13 protein-coding genes and 1 pseudogene are annotated in these 15,759 nt (G+C 73.6%); 5 read left to right on the forward strand and 9 right to left on the reverse strand.

The window, feature by feature from the left end; all coding sequences use genetic code 11:
* Positions 1-90 precede the first annotated feature (90 nt).
* The 6 genes from ACIQFX_RS34160 to ACIQFX_RS34185 form a co-directional block, all read right to left on the reverse strand.
* On the reverse strand, positions 91-666 hold the full coding sequence (locus ACIQFX_RS34160; protein WP_402471334.1) for a hypothetical protein: 576 nt from the start codon (positions 664-666) through the stop codon (positions 91-93).
* A gap of 178 nt (positions 667-844) precedes the next feature.
* Positions 845-2,080 (reverse strand): styrene monooxygenase/indole monooxygenase family protein, encoded by a 1,236-nt coding sequence (locus tag ACIQFX_RS34165; protein ID WP_402471335.1) that lies wholly within the window; start codon positions 2,078-2,080, stop codon positions 845-847.
* Positions 2,081-2,117: 37 nt separating this feature from the next.
* The gene (locus tag ACIQFX_RS34170) at positions 2,118-2,750 is read right to left on the reverse strand and encodes a GTP-binding protein (protein ID WP_402471605.1); all 633 of its coding nucleotides are present in this window, start codon (positions 2,748-2,750) and stop codon (positions 2,118-2,120) included.
* A gap of 61 nt (positions 2,751-2,811) precedes the next feature.
* Positions 2,812-3,234, reverse strand: coding sequence for a DUF742 domain-containing protein (locus tag ACIQFX_RS34175; protein WP_376488911.1), 423 nt, complete (start codon positions 3,232-3,234; stop codon positions 2,812-2,814).
* Positions 3,231-3,722, reverse strand: a complete 492-nt coding sequence (locus ACIQFX_RS34180; protein ID WP_402471338.1) for a roadblock/LC7 domain-containing protein — start codon at positions 3,720-3,722, stop codon at positions 3,231-3,233. Before ACIQFX_RS34180 ends, ACIQFX_RS34175 begins: the two co-directional genes overlap by 4 nt.
* The gene (locus ACIQFX_RS34185; protein WP_402471340.1) at positions 3,719-6,829 is read right to left on the reverse strand and encodes a nitrate- and nitrite sensing domain-containing protein; all 3,111 of its coding nucleotides are present in this window, start codon (positions 6,827-6,829) and stop codon (positions 3,719-3,721) included. The genes ACIQFX_RS34180 and ACIQFX_RS34185 overlap by 4 nt, the downstream gene beginning before the upstream one ends.
* A gap of 371 nt (positions 6,830-7,200) precedes the next feature.
* Between ACIQFX_RS34185 and ACIQFX_RS34190 the strand changes: the two are divergent.
* A pseudogene (locus ACIQFX_RS34190) lies at positions 7,201-7,980 on the forward strand (hypothetical protein); the annotation flags it as partial.
* Between the two features lie 91 nt (positions 7,981-8,071).
* Here ACIQFX_RS34190 and ACIQFX_RS34195 read toward each other — a convergent pair.
* Positions 8,072-8,536, reverse strand: a complete 465-nt coding sequence (locus ACIQFX_RS34195) for a MarR family winged helix-turn-helix transcriptional regulator (RefSeq protein WP_402471607.1) — start codon at positions 8,534-8,536, stop codon at positions 8,072-8,074.
* Between the two features lie 481 nt (positions 8,537-9,017).
* Here ACIQFX_RS34195 and ACIQFX_RS34200 point away from each other — a divergent pair, with 481 nt between their 5' ends.
* The gene (locus ACIQFX_RS34200) at positions 9,018-9,851 is read left to right on the forward strand and encodes a lysozyme (protein ID WP_402471342.1); all 834 of its coding nucleotides are present in this window, start codon (positions 9,018-9,020) and stop codon (positions 9,849-9,851) included.
* A gap of 207 nt (positions 9,852-10,058) precedes the next feature.
* Positions 10,059-10,940 carry a lytic polysaccharide monooxygenase gene (locus ACIQFX_RS34205; protein ID WP_402471343.1) on the forward strand — a complete coding sequence of 294 codons (882 nt, stop codon included), beginning with the start codon at positions 10,059-10,061 and terminating at the stop codon, positions 10,938-10,940.
* Positions 10,941-11,031: 91 nt separating this feature from the next.
* Here the strand turns inward: ACIQFX_RS34205 and ACIQFX_RS34210 are convergent, their stop codons facing one another.
* The gene (locus ACIQFX_RS34210; protein WP_402471346.1) at positions 11,032-11,616 is read right to left on the reverse strand and encodes a DUF4240 domain-containing protein; all 585 of its coding nucleotides are present in this window, start codon (positions 11,614-11,616) and stop codon (positions 11,032-11,034) included.
* Between the two features lie 111 nt (positions 11,617-11,727).
* A complete protein-coding gene (gene lon, locus ACIQFX_RS34215; protein WP_402471349.1) occupies positions 11,728-14,139 on the reverse strand; it encodes an endopeptidase La in 2,412 nt (803 codons plus the stop codon).
* 130 nt (positions 14,140-14,269) lie between these two features.
* Between lon and ACIQFX_RS34220 the strand changes: the two genes are divergently transcribed.
* Both ACIQFX_RS34220 and ACIQFX_RS34225 read left to right on the forward strand, forming a co-directional pair.
* On the forward strand, positions 14,270-14,908 hold the full coding sequence (locus ACIQFX_RS34220) for a GNAT family N-acetyltransferase (protein ID WP_402471352.1): 639 nt from the start codon (positions 14,270-14,272) through the stop codon (positions 14,906-14,908).
* Between the two features lie 160 nt (positions 14,909-15,068).
* Positions 15,069-15,734: a hypothetical protein gene (locus ACIQFX_RS34225; RefSeq protein WP_402471354.1), complete on the forward strand. Its 666-nt coding sequence runs from the start codon at positions 15,069-15,071 to the stop codon at positions 15,732-15,734.
* Positions 15,735-15,759: the final 25 nt, after the last annotated feature.

The following is a 15,759-nucleotide window of genomic DNA, read 5'->3' on the forward strand; positions in this document are numbered from 1 at the left end:
CTCAAGATCCTATAGCGCGAATCGCCGCCACCATGTCACCGCATGTCACCCAACAGGCCGCCGACCCGGCGAACCTTACCGGTCAAAGCACTAGGAGAGCGTTTCGCCGAGGATCGCCATGCGGGCCAGGTACAGCACGAACGCAATCCCGCCGAGCCGGAGGAGGATGCCACCGGGGCCCAGGGTGATTTCGAGGAGTCGCGGAGCTCGGTCCCGGAGTACGGCCACCTTCGACGGGTCCTGCGGGTCGTAGGCGATGTGGACGGACGGGGCATGGCTCGGGGCGGAGATGACACGCGTGGTGCCGCTGCTGTCCGCGCACTGGTGGCGCATGGGGGCGTCCGCCCGCATCGCGACGACGGTCACACCGTGCCTGCGCAGGCGAGTCTCGTGGAACCACGAACCAAGATCCATCGCGCCGAACCGCAAGGGCACGGCAGCCATGGCACCGAGCCACACGGTGAACACCGCGCCGGCCGTGGCGGTGCGCTCGTGGCCCACGATGGCGGTGATCACGGCCACGGCGAGGATCGCGCCCAGATAGCCGAGCACGACCCGCTTGGCCCTGTGCCGGTACCTCTCGATCCAGGGCTTGGTGATGGTGCGCACCTCGACGAGGGCGCCGCCGTCGACGTCCTCGACCGGTGCGGGCAGAGTTGCGTTCACTGCGTCGGCGGGGGTGGGGCCGCGGCTGCGCTCACGTCCTCGATCCGGTAGCGGGACGGTGTCGTCTCGTGACCCATTGGGGAGGCTTGTCCCCGGGCCGTCCCCGGGTCGTCAAAGGGGTGCCGCCGGTGACCGACAACCACCGACGGCACCCCCTGAACAGCAGGTCGGGGGCTTGTCAGGCTCCAGAGACCGACGCCAGGTAGGCGGAGGTCTTCTCGGGGTCGTAGAAGAAGTCCTCGAAGTCGGAGGGGTCGTTGAAGCCGTTGGCGAAGCGGTCGGCGACGGGCTGGAGCTGGCCGGCGGCGCCGAGGAGGTTGAGGACGTGCTCCGGCGGCGGGGACAGCATGGCGTTCGTCCACTTGGTGACGTGCTGGGCGGTCTGCCAGTAGCGGTCGAAGGCGCCCTGCATCCACTCCTCGTCGAAGGGCTTGTCGCCCTGCTCGACGATGGCGGCGAGGTAGGCGGCGGCGCACTTGGACGCCGAGTTGGAGCCCTGGCCGGTGATCGGGTCGTTGGCGACGACGACGTCCGCGACGCCGAGGACCAGGCCGCCGCCGGGGAGCCGGCCGATCGGGTTGCGGACCGTCGGCGCGTAGCGGCCGGCGAGGGTGCCGCCCCCGTCGGTCAGCTCGACCTTGGTGGCACGGGCGTACTCCCACGGTGTGAACTTCTCCATCAGCTCCAGCGTGAGCGCCAGGTGCTCGGAGGGGTCCTTGACGCCCTGGAAGGCGTCGAGCGGACCACCGGGGACGCCCTCCCAGAAGAGAATGTCGGCGCGGCCGCCGGTGGTGAGGGTCGGCATGACGAAGAGCTCGCCGACGCCCGGCACCACGTTGCAGCGGACCGCGTCGAAGTCGGGGTGCTCGGGACGCGGGCCGAGGCCGTGGACGTACGCGACGGCCAGCGCCCGCTGGGGCTCGGAGTACGGCGAACGGGACGCGTCCCGGCCGAACATGGAGACCAGCTCGCCCTTGCCCGCGGCGACGAGCACCAGGTCGTAGCTGCGGGAGAAGTAGTCCAGGTCGCCGACGGCCACGCCGTGGATCACCAGCTGGCCGCCGCGCTGGGCGAAGGTCTCCATCCAGCCGGCCATCTTCACGCGCTGGTCGACGGACTGGGCGTACCCGTCCAGCTTCCCGACCCAGTCGATCAGCCGGGCGGAGTCGGGGCCGGCGACGGAGACGCCGAGGCCCTCGATGCGCGGCGCCTGGGACTCCCAGAAGTTGATCCCCAGGTCCCGCTCGTGCTGGAGCGCGGTGTCGAACATGCACTGGGTGGACATGACGCGGCCGGACCGGATCTCGTCCGCCGTCCGGTTGGACATGAGGGTGACCTCGTACCCCTGCGACTGGAGTCCGAGGGCGAGCTGCAGGCCGGACTGGCCCGCGCCCACTATGAGTATCTTCCGCATGGCTGGTGCTCCTGGCGACTGTGACCGACGGGGACGGCTATTCGGGGGTGGCTTCGAGCGCGTGCGCGACCATCGCGAGCAGGCTCTCGACGACGCTGTAGCGCTTGCGCGCGTCCATGATCACCACAGGCACGTCCGCGGAGACGGTCAGGGCCTCCCTGACGTCCTCCGGCTCGAACGCCTCGGTGCCCTCGAAGTGGTTGACGGCCACGATGTACGGCAGTCCGCAGCTCTCGAAGTAGTCGAGGGCCGGGAAGCAGTCCGTGAGCCGGCGGGTGTCGGCCAGCACGATCGCGCCGATCGCACCGCGCACCAGGTCGTCCCACATGAACCAGAAGCGCTGCTGCCCCGGCGTGCCGAAGACGTACAGCACCAGGTCGTCGTCGAGCGTGATCCGGCCGAAGTCCATCGCGACCGTGGTGGTGAGCTTGTCCGGTGTCGCCGTGAGGTCGTCGGTGTCCTCGCTCGCCCGGGTCATCAGCGCCTCGGTCTGGAGCGGGGTGATCTCCGAGACCGCGCGGACGAAGGTGGTCTTGCCGACCCCGAAGCCGCCCGCGACGACGATCTTCGTCGCGATCGGGGCGCGGGTGTGGTCGAGCTGCCAGTCCTGGGCGCCGTCCTCGGCGTCCGGCCCGGCTATGCCCGGTTCACGGGCACCGGGGGCGAACAGGTCGGCCTGGGGCTGCGCGGGAATGCCCGCGACCGCCGGTGATTCGGAGACGGCGGAGGCGTCAGAGACGACGGAGTCCACTCAGCACCCTTTCGAGGAGCGCGCGGTCGGGCTGGCCGGTGCCGTGACCGGTCCCGTACACACGGATCTTTCCCTGGTCGGCCAGGTCGCTGAGCAGCACCCGGACGACCCCCAACGGCATCTTGAGAAGCGCCGAGATCTCCGCGACCGTCCGCATCCGGCGGCAGATCTCGACGATCGCCCGCATCTCCGGCATCAGACCGCGGGCCAGGGGCCCGCCGTCCGTCAGGACCTTGCGGGCGGCGGGCGCTTCGAGCGCCGCCACGAAGGTTTCGACGAGCAGGATGTGCCCGAAGCGGGTCCGGCCGCCGGTCAGCGAGTAGGGGCGCACGCGCGCGGGGCGCCGCCCCTCCCCCCGTACCGGCAGCCTGTGGGCGTGATGGGCCGAGGACATGGACGTCATCGGGGGCTCTCCATCGACTTGCGCAGCTCGCTGCGGACTTCGGGGGTGAGGACGTGTCCGGCGCGGCCCACGAAGAGCGCCATGTGGTACGCCACGACGCTCATGTCGCAGTCGGGCGTGGCGTGCACGCCGAGCAGCGAGCCGTCGCTGATCGACATCACGAAGACGCTGCCGTCCTCCATCGCCACCATCGTCTGCTTGACCCCGCCGCCGTCCATCAGCCGGGCGGCGCCGATGGTCAGGCTGCCGATGCCGGAGACGATGGTGGCCAGGTCGGCGCTGGAGCCGCGCGGCCCGCCCGGGCGGGCGGGTTCGTCGGCGGCCGCCGTGGCCTCCTGGACTGCCGGGTCGGACGACAGCAGCAGGAGGCCGTCGGAGGAGACCACGGCGACCGAGCGGACGCCGGGCACCTCCTCGACCAGATTGCCCAGCAGCCATTGCAGGTTGCGGGCCTCCGTGCTCAGTCCGAACGTTCCCGTCGCGGTCAACTGCGTGCCTCCTCGACTGTGTCCCCCGCCGTCTCCCCTGTACGTGCAGTCCTTATGGCCTCGGTCCCCGCCGTGTCCATCCGCTCCGTGCCCAACTCGACCTCCACGTCGCGTCGTCCGGCCTTGGCTCCCTGGTGGAAGCCACCGAGGCGCCGTCGCAGCGCCTCCGCGTCCACGCCGCTCTTACGGGTGGTGGCGGCGGTGCCGGGCTGACGGACCACCTGCGGGGTCCGCTTCGGCAGGCCCTTGTCGGTGACCCGCTCCCACTGCGCGGGGCGCGGCCCGGGCACCGCCGGGTCGATCACGGGGTCGGTCACCGGATCGATCGCGGGGTCGGCCACCGGCGCGGGCTCGGGCTCGACGGCCGCCGGGGCTTCCACCCGGTGGGCGGCCTCGACGTGCTCGGCCGCGCGCTCGTGGGCGTCCGGCTCCGGCGGCGGGTCGGGCAGCCGCACCTGGAGCGTGGTCTCGGAGACGGACTCTCCGAGGGGGGCGTACGCGGGCTCGGGCTCGTACTGCTGCTCGGGTTCGGGGGCGTACACCGGCTCGGGCTCCGGTTCCGGGGCGTACACCGGATCGGGCTCGGAGGCGTACACCGGCTCCGGCTCGGGCTCGGAGGCGTACTCCTGCTCGGCTTCCGGCGCGGAGGCGTCCTCCCGCTCCGGGCCGTACTCCGGCTCGGAGGCGTGCTGACCCTCCGGGACGTACTCACCCTCCGGGCTGTACTCCGGCTCCGGGCTGTACTCCGGCTCCGGCTCGGAAGTGCGGGCCGTCACCTCGCCCGCCGCCTCCGCCGCGAGGATGGCCCGCTCGGCGGCCTCGACGAGGGGGTCGCGGGTGCGGGACGGCAGGGTGTTGGAGTTGGCCTCCGCGGCCGAGCCGGGGAGGTGGATCGTGGGCGCCGTGCCCGCCACCCGTACGGGATGGGACACGGTGGCCGGCGGGGCGGTGGGCAGCAGGGGCAGCGGGAGGACCACGACGGCCGCCGTGCCGCCCGACTGCTGCTCGCGGAGCTCGACGCGCACGCCGTGGCGGGCGGCGAGCAGGGCGATGACCCGCATGCCGAGGCCCTCGCCGTCGAAGGCGTCCGGATCGGCCTCGGCCAGCCGGGCGTTGAGCTCGGCGAAGCGGGAGGCGGTCATGCCGATGCCCGCGTCCTGCACGGAGAGCATCACCTCGCCGGTCTCCAGGAGCCAGCCGGAGAGCTGGACCTCGGCGTCGGGCGGCGAGAAGGAGGTGGCGTTCTCCAGGAGCTCCGCGACCAGGTGGCTGAGGTCGTCCGCGGCGAACCCGGCGACCTGGGCGTGCGGCGGCAGGGACTGGATGGTCACCCGCTCGTACCGCTCGATCTCGCTGACGGCGGCGCGCAGGACGTCGACGAGCGGGACGGGGCCCGCGTGCCCGTGGACGTGCTCGTGGCCGGCGAGGACCAGGAGGTTCTCGCTGTGGCGGCGCATGACCGTCGCCAGGTGGTCGAGCTTGAACAGGGTGCCGAGGCGGTCCGGGTCCTGCTCGCGCTCCTCCAGCTTCTCGATGACGGCGAGCTGGCGCTCGACGAGCCCGAGGCTGCGCAGCGAGAGGTTGACGAAGGTGTGGTGGACGGTGCTCCGGAGCCGTTCGAGGTCGGCGGTCAGGAGTGCGACGCGGCCCTGGAGGTCGGCGCGCTGGGCGGCGAGCTCGGCGCCGACGGCCTCCTTGGCCGCGGTGAGGTCGGCCCGCTCGTCGGTGAGCCGCTCGGTGTGCGCGGCGAGGCCCGCGAGCTTGCCGTGCAGGGTGTTGAGGGAGCGCACGACCTGGGCGAACTCGTCGTTGCGGCCGGTGAAGCTGACCGGCTCCTCCGTCTGCGGCGTCGGGGCGGCGGCGAGCCGGGCGGCGCCGATGCGGAGGACGGCGAGGGGCCGGGTGAGGGTGCGGGCGACGTAGGTGGAGATGCCGATCGCGACCAGGAAGCAGCCGGCGAGGTAGGCGAGGCGCAGTTCGAGGGCGGTGACGTCGTCGTCGCGGAGCCCGCCGAGCCGCTCGACGCGCGCGGCGGCGAGGGCGGACTCGACGCCGCGCATCTGCTCGATGCGGGCGGAGAGGGCGGCGTCCAGGCCGGGCAGGTCGGTCGCGCGCTCGGCCTCGGTGAGGCGGGGCTGGTCGGTGAGGGCCGCGAGCGAGCGTTCGGCGCTCTTCACGTCGGGGCCGGTGACGGTGGCGGCGAGGGAGTCGCGGGCGGCGGACCCGGCGGCCTGGTCGAAGTCACCGAGGGCGGCGAGTTCGCGGACGCGGGCCAGCTGGGCGGCGGCGGTGAGGGCGTCGCGGGCGCGGGTGGCCTCCGCGGCACCCTCGGGCTCGTCGGGGACGTAGGTGCCGGTCGTGGGGTCGTAGTGGACTTCCCCGGTGGGTTCGGGCTGCGGCACGGCGAGCGCGGCGAGGAGCAGGCCGCGGGTGGCGGAGGCCTGCTCGACGGCGCGGCCGAGGGCGGCCGGGGCGCGGGTGGCCTCGGTGAGCGAGGCGTCGGCGGCGCGGGCCGGGGTCTTGTCGGCGAGCTCGTCGGCGAGGGCCTGGAGCTTCGTGATGACGTCCGAGTACGCCTTGTGGGCCTCCAGGGCCGTGCCCTTGCCGGTGAGGGCGGCACGGCGGATGGAGGGCACGCCCGCGAGGTCCCGCCGGAGTTCGGTGGGGGCGGCGGGCCGGATCTCGTCTATCTGCCGGTCGACGCGGGTGGAGCGGGTGTCGGTGATCTGGCGCCGGTTCTTGGCGGCGCCGGTCTGGGCGTCGCGGCCGGCCGCGACGTACGCGACGACCTCGTCGCGCTCGTCGGCGAGGGAGTGGGCCAGGGTGACGGCCTGCCGGTCGAGCTCGGCGAGCGTGACCAGGTTCTGGGAGTCGGTCAGCTCGCCGGAGGCCGTGAGGACCGCGGGGGCCCCGGCGGCCAGGACGGTGACGCCGACGAGGGCGACGCCGGCGACCAGGCGGTTGCGGACGCGCTTGGAGCGTCCCGCGGGGGTCTTGGGCTGTGCGGTCGGCGTGGCGACGCCGTCCGGGGTCGGCTCCGCACCGGGGGCCTGGCTCCGCGTGCCGTTCTTGCTCCGAGGCCGCTTCATCTGCACCGGTGCTCGCATTCTTGACTCGTCCGCCCACAAAGCAGAGGTGACGACCGGTCACATGGAGCGCCCCCACCCCTGGTACGGCTTCCGACCATTCCAGCGCTTCTGGGAAGGGGGCGCGCATCGGCCGCTCCGCCACCCGAACGAGTGAACAACACTCATGAGTTGGCAAACAACTTCCGGGGGCGTGTCCCGCGGGCGCCCGCGGGCCCCCGGTTGGATCTTCCGGGCGGGCTTTGGCAGGATGCCCGCCCGCAGCTCCGCGGAGCTGTCCGTTCCGCCCCGCGCGGCACGCCCGGCCCTTTGGTACAGGCCTTTTCCGGTCGTTTGCGGGTTCCGTGAAGGAGCGCGCGGCCGCCGGATCGCGGGCGGGCACACTGGGCCTCATGCGCAGCGACGTCGCCACCCTCCCCGGCAGCCCCGAACGCCCCAACGAGGACTGGGTGGCCGCTGTTCTGCCCGCTGCGGGGTGCGGGGGAACCGTCGTCCTGCTCGACGGCGTCACACCCCCCGCGGGTGATGACGGTTGTGTGCACACCGTGCCCTGGTTCACCGCGCACCTCGGGGGGGCTTTGACCGAACTGTCCGCTTCCCGGCCGGACATGCCCCTGTCCGAGATCCTGTCGCGGGCAATCCGGCGCACCGCGGACGCCCATCGCGACACCTGTGACCTTTCTCACGTGCGAACGCCTCAGGCGACCGTGGTCCTCGCGCGTTGGGACGCGGCCTCGGTCGAGCACCTCGTCCTCTCGGACTCCGCCCTCCTCCTGGAGGCACCGGACGGCACGGTCCGGGCGGTGCTCGACGACCGGCTCGACCGCGTGCCGGACGAGGTGCGGCGCTCCCTCGCGGCGACGGACCGGCTTCGCAATCGGGAGGGCGGTTTCTTCACCGCCGCCGCCGATCCCGCGGTCGCCGCGCGCGCGGTGACCGGCACGACCCCCCGTACCGGGGTGCGGTCCCTCGCCGCGCTCACGGACGGGGCGAGCCGCTGGGTGGAGCTCTTCGGCGCCGGCGACTGGACGGACTGCCTCAACGTCCTCCGCGAGGAGGGCCCCGCGGGACTCCTCCGCCGGGTGCGCGCGCTGGAGACCGCCGACGCGGAGACCGGTGGCTCCCACCGCTGGAAGCGCCACGACGACGCCACGGCGGCGTACGTCGAGCTGGGTCCGCCGGAGGGGCTCAGCCTTCCGACCGTACGTCGAAGTGGCGCAGCCGCCACGGCGGCGTACGTCGAGCCGGGCCCGCCGGAGGGGGTCAGCCCTCCGACCGCACGTTGAAGTGGTGCAGCAGCCGGGCCAGTTCCGCGACCTCCGCGCGGTCCCAGTCCACCAGCTTCCGCACGTACCGCTCCCGCCGGGCGTCCCGCACGTGCCGGAAGCGGTCCCGCCCCTCCTCCGTGAGCCGCACCAGCGAGGCGCGCCCGTCGGCCGGGTCGGGGTCCCGTACGACGAGGCCGAGCACCTCCAGCGCGCGCAGCTGCCGGCTCATCGTGGCCTTGCCGACCCCGAAGTACCCGGACAGCTCCGTCGCGCGCTGCGGCCCCACCTCGTCGAGCCGCACGAACAGCCCGTAGGCCGCGGGCTCCAGCTCGGGGTGCACCTCCCGCGCCATCTCGCCCGACTGCGCCCTGGCCCGCCGCAGGAAGACCGCCAGTTCCCGCTCCAGCGCCAGGAACTCGGGGTCCACCCCGGGGGCCGAGCCGACCCGGGCGTCTCGCAGGCCGCTGCCGGGAGCGGCGCCGTCCCGGGCATCTCGCACAGCGCCTCCGGGAGCGGCGCCGTACCGGGCATCTCGCACACCGCCTCCGGGAGTCGCACCCGCCCGGGCGCCTCGCGCATCGCTCCCGGGAGCCGCACCCGTCTGGGCGTTCCGCGCGCCGTCCCCGGAGGTCCGGCCCTCACTTCCCGTACCGCTTCCGTGCACGTCAGCACCTCCCGCGTGTTCCCCGGTGGCCGCCCCGCGGCCCTGCCGCCGGTTTCCGGCGGCTGAAAGTTTCTTTCGCGCCGCGGCCATCGCCGCAGCTCCTTCAGTATTTCGCAGGAGTAGACCAACGGCGGCATCCGGATCCCCTTCCGCCGAGGGGTCTACGTGCGTAGCGTCGTCGGCGACGGATGGCTGACATGTCCACACCATGACGTGTCGGCGGCGCGTGTCCGCTTCCCTGCAGAGCTCCCCCCACCGAGCCTTTCGGAGGCACGCAATGCGTGTGCACAGATCCGGAACGACCCTCGCCGGTGCCGCGGTCGCGGCCCTGGCACTCCTCCTCCCCCTCGCCGGTCCGGCCGGCGCCGCCCAGGACCCGGGCAGCCGGGTCGCGCCGGCGCGCGGTTCGGCCTACATGGGCATGGGCGTGATCGCGCACGACGGGAAGGGCGTGAAGCCCGGCGGAGGCGCGGCGACGCTGGCCGCCCAGACGGAAGGCGTGGACGTCTCCAGCCACAACGGCAACGTGGCGTGGTCCACGCTGTGGAACAGCGGGGTCAAGTGGGCCTACGTCAAGGCGACGGAAGGCACGTACTACAAGAACACCTACTTCACGCAGCAGTACAACGGCTCGTACAACGTCGGCATGATCCGGGGCACGTACCACTTCGCCACCCCGGACACGACGAGCGGCGCGGCCCAGGCCGACTACTTCGTGAACAACGGGGGCGGCTGGTCGAAGGACGGGAAGACGCTGCCGGGGGTGCTCGACATCGAGTGGAACCCGTACGGCGCGACCTGCTACGGGAAGACGCAGTCCGGGATGGTCGCGTGGATCCGGGACTTCGTGAACCGGTACAAGTACCGGACGGGCCGCGACCCGGTCATCTACACGGCGACGAGCTGGTGGAAGCAGTGCACCGGCAACTCCGCGGCCTTCGCGAGCACCAACCCGCTGTGGATCGCGCGGTACGCCGCGGAGGTCGGCGAACTCCCGGCCGGCTGGCCGTACTACACGATCTGGCAGTACACGTCGTCCGGCCCGACGGTCGGCGACCACAACCACTTCAACGGCGACTACTCGCGCGTACAGGCGCTGGCGAACGGCTGACCTGGCCTTCGACGCGTCGACCGGTCCGCGGCGGCTCCCCGGGTGTGCGGCACCCCGGGGGGCCGTCGCGGCTTTTTCGATCCACTCCCTTGCCGATTGGTATGGACCAATGCGAAGCTCTACGCCGGTCGTGCGGAAGGCAACTTCCGCGCACCCAGCGCGCGTTGCTCGTCCCGTACTCCCCCACGCACGAGAGAGAGCCCCCGCATGGCCTCCTACCGCCGCACCTCCGCCGTCGCCGCCACCCTGTCCGCGGCCGCACTCGTCGCCCTCACCCCCACGACGGCCGGCGCCCACGGGGCGGTCTTCAACCCCGTCAGCCGGGTGGCCGCCTGTTACGCCGAGGGCCCCGAGACGCCCAAGTCACAGGTGTGCAAGGACCTCGTCGCCGACTCCGGCACCCAGCCGCTGTACGACTGGAACGAGGTCAACATCGCCAACGCCGACGGACAGCACCAGGCCCTCATCCCGGACGGCAAGCTCTGCTCGGCGAACCGCGCCAAGTACCGCGCACTGGACTGGGCGCGCACCGACTGGCCGGCCACGGCCGTCGCCGCCGGCTCCTTCGACTTCAAGGTCCGCGTGACCGCGCCCCACTCGGGCACCATGACGATCTACATCACCAAGGCCGGCTTCGACCCGACGCAGCCGCTCAAGTGGTCGGACCTGGACGCGACCCCCGTCGCCGTCTTCAACACCACCCGCACCTCGACCGAGGGCTACTACAACTTCACCGGCAACCTGCCGGCCCGCACCGGCCGCCACATCGTCTACCAGGTGTGGCAGCGCAACGACAGCCCCGAGGCCTTCTACAGCTGCTCGGACGTCACCTTCGGCGCGGCCGCGGCGGCGGGCACGGGCACCCAGGCCAAGGCCCCGACCGAGGCGAAGATCGCGGCGGGCGCCGAGCTGTCCACCGTGAGCCACGCGGGCCACGGCGGCGACGAGCAGACCCCGGCCCTCTCCGCCGAGGCCGCCGCGACCCCCTCCTCGCCGCTCCCCCTGGCCCTCGCGGGCGCGGGCGCCGTCGCCGCCTTCGCGGCCGGCAGCCTGCTCCTGGGCCGCCGCCGGAACCCGTCCGCCTCCTGACGCCCCCGGGGACGCCGGGGACACCGGGGACACCAGGGACGCCTGGCCGTCACCGGGCGCCCCCGGCCGCCCCCGGGCGTCCCGGCGTCTCCTAGGAGCCGGACGACCGGAGCGGGAAGAGGGCGGTGAGCCGGGGTATCGCCAACCCCTCCGGCCGGGACCCCCGGAGCAGCTCGTCCTCTTCCCGCTCCCCCCTCTCCTCCGCGAGCTCCTCGACCGCGTCGAGGAACTCGTCCCCCTCGTCGTCCTCCTGGCCGGTCAGCTCGTCGAACGCGTCCTGCGCGACGTAGTCGAGCTCCTCCCACTCGGGCCACTCGTCGTCGTCCCAGGTGTCGGGGTGCCGGCCCGCGAGGCTCCGCACGCCGGGCAGGTCGGCCAGCGCGTCCGGGTCGGCGACCACCGACGCGTACACCTCGCTCCCCTGCCCCACCAGCCAGAGCGTGAAGTAGTGGAAGCCGTCGTCGGTGCAGGCGCCGCCCTCGACCCGGTTCGCCGCGGTCCACACCGCGCGCGTGTCGGCGCCCTCGCACGCCTCCTCGAGACACACCTGGAACGCCACGCTCTCCGCGGCCGGACGCCGTATCAGCTCCGCCCGCAGCCACTCCAGCCGCTCGTCCCGGTCACCGGGGCGGCGGCTCAACTCGTCGATGAGGGCCCAGAAGGCGTCGTCGTTCATGTGTACGAGGATGCCAGCCCCGACTGACATCCGGACACGCCGGAGGGGGTGTCCCCGACGGACACGCCGGAGCGGGGTGTCCCCGACGGACACCCCGCTCTCGACCGGGAGTTACGCGGCCACGCCGACCGGCACCGCCGCCGGGGCGAGCGCGATCTCCAGGACCTGCCGGACGTCCGTCACCGGGTGGACCTCCAGCTTCTCCAGGATCTCGGCCGGGACGTCGTCCAGGTCGGCCTCGTTCCGCTTGGGGATCACGACCGTGGTGATGCCCGCCCGGTGCGCGGCGAGGAGCTTCTGCTTCACGCCGCCGATCGGGAGCACCCGGCCGGTGAGGGAGACCTCGCCGGTCATGGCCACGTCCGTGCGGACCAGACGGCCGCTGAGCAGGGACGCGAGGGCGGTCGTCATGGTGACGCCCGCGCTCGGGCCGTCCTTGGGGACGGCGCCCGCCGGGAAGTGGATGTGCACGCCCCGGTCCTTGAGGCCGGTGACGGGCAGCTCCAGCTCCGCGCCGTGCGAGCGGAGGAAGGAGAGCGCGATCTGCGCCGACTCCTTCATCACGTCGCCCAGCTGACCGGTGAGGGTCAGACCGGCGGCGCCGGTCTCCGGGTCGGCGAGCGACGCCTCGACGAAGAGCACGTCACCGCCCGCCCCGGTCACGGCGAGTCCGGTGGCGACGCCCGGCACGGCCGTGCGCCGCTCGGCCGGGTCCTGCGCCGACTCGGGCACGTGGCGCGGTCGTCCGATGAGCTCCCGCAGGTCCTCCGGGGCGACGGTGAACGGCAGCTCGCGGTCGCCCAGTTCGTGCTGGGCCGCGACCTTCCGCAGCAGCCGGGCGATCGACCGCTCCAGGGTGCGGACGCCCGCCTCGCGGGTGTACTCGCCGGCCAGCTTCCGCAGGGAGGCGTCCTCCAGGACGACCTCGCCGGACTCCAGACCGGCCCGCTCCAGCTGGCGCGGGAGCAGGTGGTCGCGGGCGATGACGACCTTCTCGTCCTCCGTGTAGCCGTCGAGCCTGACCAGCTCCATGCGGTCCAGGAGCGCCTCGGGGATGGCTTCGAGGACGTTGGCCGTGGCGAGGAAGACGACGTCGGAGAGGTCGAGTTCGACCTCCAGGTAGTGGTCGCGGAAGGTGTGGTTCTGCGCCGGGTCGAGGACTTCGAGGAGCGCCGCCGCCGGGTCGCCCCGGAAGTCGGAGCCGACCTTGTCGATCTCGTCGAGCAGCACCACCGGGTTCATGGACCCGGCCTCCTTGACGGCCCGCACGATCCGGCCGGGCAGGGCGCCGACGTAGGTGCGCCGGTGGCCGCGGATCTCGGCCTCGTCCCGTACGCCGCCGAGGGCGACCCGGACGAACTCGCGGCCCATGGCGTGGGCGACGGACTCGCCGAGGGAGGTCTTGCCGACGCCGGGCGGGCCGACGAGGGCCAGCACGGCTCCGCCGCGGCGGCCGCCGACGACGCCGAGGCCGCGGTCGGAGCGCCGCTTGCGCACGGCCAGGTACTCGGTGATGCGCTCCTTCACGTCGTCGAGGCCGGCGTGCTCGGCGTCGAGGACGGCGCGGGCGCCGCGGATGTCGTAGGCGTCCTCGGTCCGCTCGTTCCACGGCAGTTCGAGGACGGTGTCGAGCCAGGTGCGGATCCAGGAGCCCTCCGGGGACTGGTCGCTGGACCGCTCCAGCTTCTCGACCTCCTTGAGGGCGGCCTCGCGGACCTTCTCGGGCAGGTCGGCGGCCTCCACGCGGGCGCGGTAGTCGTCGGACTCGTCGCCCTCGGCCTCGCCGTTGAGGTCGCGGAGCTCCTTGCGGACGGCTTCGAGCTGGCGGCGGAGCAGGAACTCGCGCTGCTGCTTGTCGACGCCTTCCTGGACGTCCTTGGCGATGGTCTCGGCGACGTCCTGCTCGGCGAGGTGCTCGCGGAGCTGGGCGGTGGCGAGCCGGAGGCGGGCGACCGGGTCGGCGGCCTCCAGGAGCGCGACCTTCTGCTCGACGGTGAGGAAGGGCGAGTATCCGGAGTTGTCGGCGAGGGCGCCGACGCCGTCGATCTGCTGGACGCGGTCGACGACCTGCCAGGCCCCGCGCTTCTTGAGCCAGCTCGTGGCGAGCGCCTTGTACTCCTTGACCAGTTCGGTCACGGCGCCGGGCAGCGGGTCGGGCAGGGTCTCCTCGACCGTGCCGCCCTCGACCCACAGGGCCGCGCCGGGGCCGGTCGTGCCGGCACCGATGCGGACGCGGCCGATGCCGCGGATCAGCGCGCCGGGGTCGCCGTCGGACAGCCGCCCCACCTGCTCGACGATGCCCAGGACGCCGGTTCCGGCGTAGGTCCCGTCGACGCGGGGCACCAGGAGCACCCGCGGCTTTCCGGCGCCGGGCCGCGCGGCGGCCTGGGCGGCCTCGACGGCGGCGCGCACGTCGTTGTCGGACAGGTCGAGCGGCACCACCATGCCGGGCAGCACGACCTCGTCGTCGAGCGGCAGGACGGGCAAAGTGAGCGGCACGGACGGCATGGACTCAGCAGCCATGATCTCCCCTTCGGCATTCAAGTTGAGCTGTACCGACTCAATTCGTCTGAGCCCAGGAATGTTCCCGCACGCTCGTTCGCTCTGAGCGATCACCCTCCCGCGGGCGCGCGGCACGGGCTGTAATGCCTCCATGGATATTGCAGCCATTACATCGGCTTGGGTGGCGGGCTGGACCGTCTCCCGGGGCGCACCCGCCGCCGTCCCCGAGCCCTGGGGGCACCGCATCGACGTCGGCCTGCCCCGCCATGTCGTACGGCACGTCCTGCCCGCCCCCGACGCGGCCTCCGTCGGCGCGCTCTGCGCACGGCTCACCGAGCCGTACAGCTGGCTCAAGGTGATGGCGCCCCCCGAGGAGGTCGCCCCCTGGATCACCGAGGGCTGGACCGTCCCCGACGACCCCGGCTTCATGATGCTCAAGCCCCTGGACCCGGGCGCCAGGCCCGCGCCGCCCGAGGGCTACGCGCGGACCACCGAGACGCGGGACGGCGTCATCCGGGTCCGGATCCTCGCCCAGGACGGCACCCTCGCCGCCCGCGGCCAGATCGCCCCGACCGGCTCCACCGCCGTCGCCGACCAGATCGAGACCGACCCCGCCCACCGGCGCCGCGGCCTCGGCTCCAACGTCATGCGCACCCTGGAGGCCGCCGCCGCCCAGGCCGGCGCCACGACCGGCATCCTCGCCGCGACCACCGACGGCCTCGCCCTCTACGACTCGCTCGACTGGCGCTACCGGGGCCCGCTCACCGGAGTCGTCCGCGACGGCGCCTGACGCGCCGACGTCCGACGCGAGGGCGTCCGACGCGAGGGCGTCCGACGCGCCGACGTCCAACGCGAGGGCGTCCGACGCGAGGGCGTCCGACACGGCGGCGCCCACCCCGGACCCGTCCGTCCGGCTGCGCGGAGGCCCCCGCAAGGGGCATGCTCGATCCATGGTGCGAGGCGTACGGGACATGCGGTCGCGAGGCGTACGGCGCAAGTGGTGCGGGACCCTGCTGCTCGCGGCGGTCCTGGCCGTCGGCGGGACGGGCGGCTGCGGGCCCGGCGCCGCGCCCGCGCCCGGCGGACCGCCGTCGACCGCGAGCGCACCCCCCGCGCCGCCGGCGGAGGCGACCACGCCCGGCGGCACGCCGGCGGACACGTCCCCGCCCGGCACGACGCCCCCGGTCACGAGCACGCCCCCCGCGCCGCGGACGGACCCCCCGGCCACCGGCCCGACGCCGGCCCCGACCACTCCGCCGCAGACCCCGCACCCCGGCGACGTCCTCGTCGAGGTGGTCGTCACCGGCGGCTTCGCCGGTGTCCACAACCGCCTCGTCGTCCGCTACGACGGCACCTGGACCAGCACCTCCGGCACGAAGCCGCCCCGCACCGGGCACATGGCCCCCGCCGCGACCGCCGAACTGCGCGCCGCCCTGGAGGACCCCGCGTACGCCCGGGTCCCCGCGCGGCCCACCGGCAACCCGATCCCGGACGGCTTCGAGTACCGCGTCACCCACCGGCACCGCCTCGTCGTCGCGGGCGACGGCGAACGCCCCCCGGCCCTCCAGCGCGTCTTCGCCGCCCTTCCGGAGGGCGGCCCGCCGACGGGCCGGTGACCACCGGCCCGGGCCGCGGCCCGCG

This window comes from Streptomyces sp. NPDC093089 (genome assembly GCF_044754405.1).
Lineage (GTDB): Bacteria > Actinomycetota > Actinomycetes > Streptomycetales > Streptomycetaceae > Streptomyces.

Bases quoted from the DNA above. Each gene is read 5' to 3' on its own strand.
- ACIQFX_RS34165 (WP_402471335.1), bottom strand. From the start codon at position 2,080: ATGCGGAAGATACTCATAGTGGGCGCGGGCCAGTCCGGCCTGCAGCTC.
- ACIQFX_RS34185 (WP_402471340.1), bottom strand. From the start codon at position 6,829: ATGCGAGCACCGGTGCAGATGAAGCGGCCTCGGAGCAAGAACGGCACG.
- ACIQFX_RS34220 (WP_402471352.1), top strand. From the start codon at position 14,270: ATGGATATTGCAGCCATTACATCGGCTTGGGTGGCGGGCTGGACCGTC.
- lon (WP_402471349.1), bottom strand. From the start codon at position 14,139: ATGGCTGCTGAGTCCATGCCGTCCGTGCCGCTCACTTTGCCCGTCCTG.
- ACIQFX_RS34175 (WP_376488911.1), bottom strand. From the start codon at position 3,234: ATGACGTCCATGTCCTCGGCCCATCACGCCCACAGGCTGCCGGTACGG.
- ACIQFX_RS34210 (WP_402471346.1), bottom strand. From the start codon at position 11,616: ATGAACGACGACGCCTTCTGGGCCCTCATCGACGAGTTGAGCCGCCGC.
- ACIQFX_RS34200 (WP_402471342.1), top strand. From the start codon at position 9,018: ATGCGTGTGCACAGATCCGGAACGACCCTCGCCGGTGCCGCGGTCGCG.
- ACIQFX_RS34205 (WP_402471343.1), top strand. From the start codon at position 10,059: ATGGCCTCCTACCGCCGCACCTCCGCCGTCGCCGCCACCCTGTCCGCG.
- ACIQFX_RS34225 (WP_402471354.1), top strand. From the start codon at position 15,069: ATGGTGCGAGGCGTACGGGACATGCGGTCGCGAGGCGTACGGCGCAAG.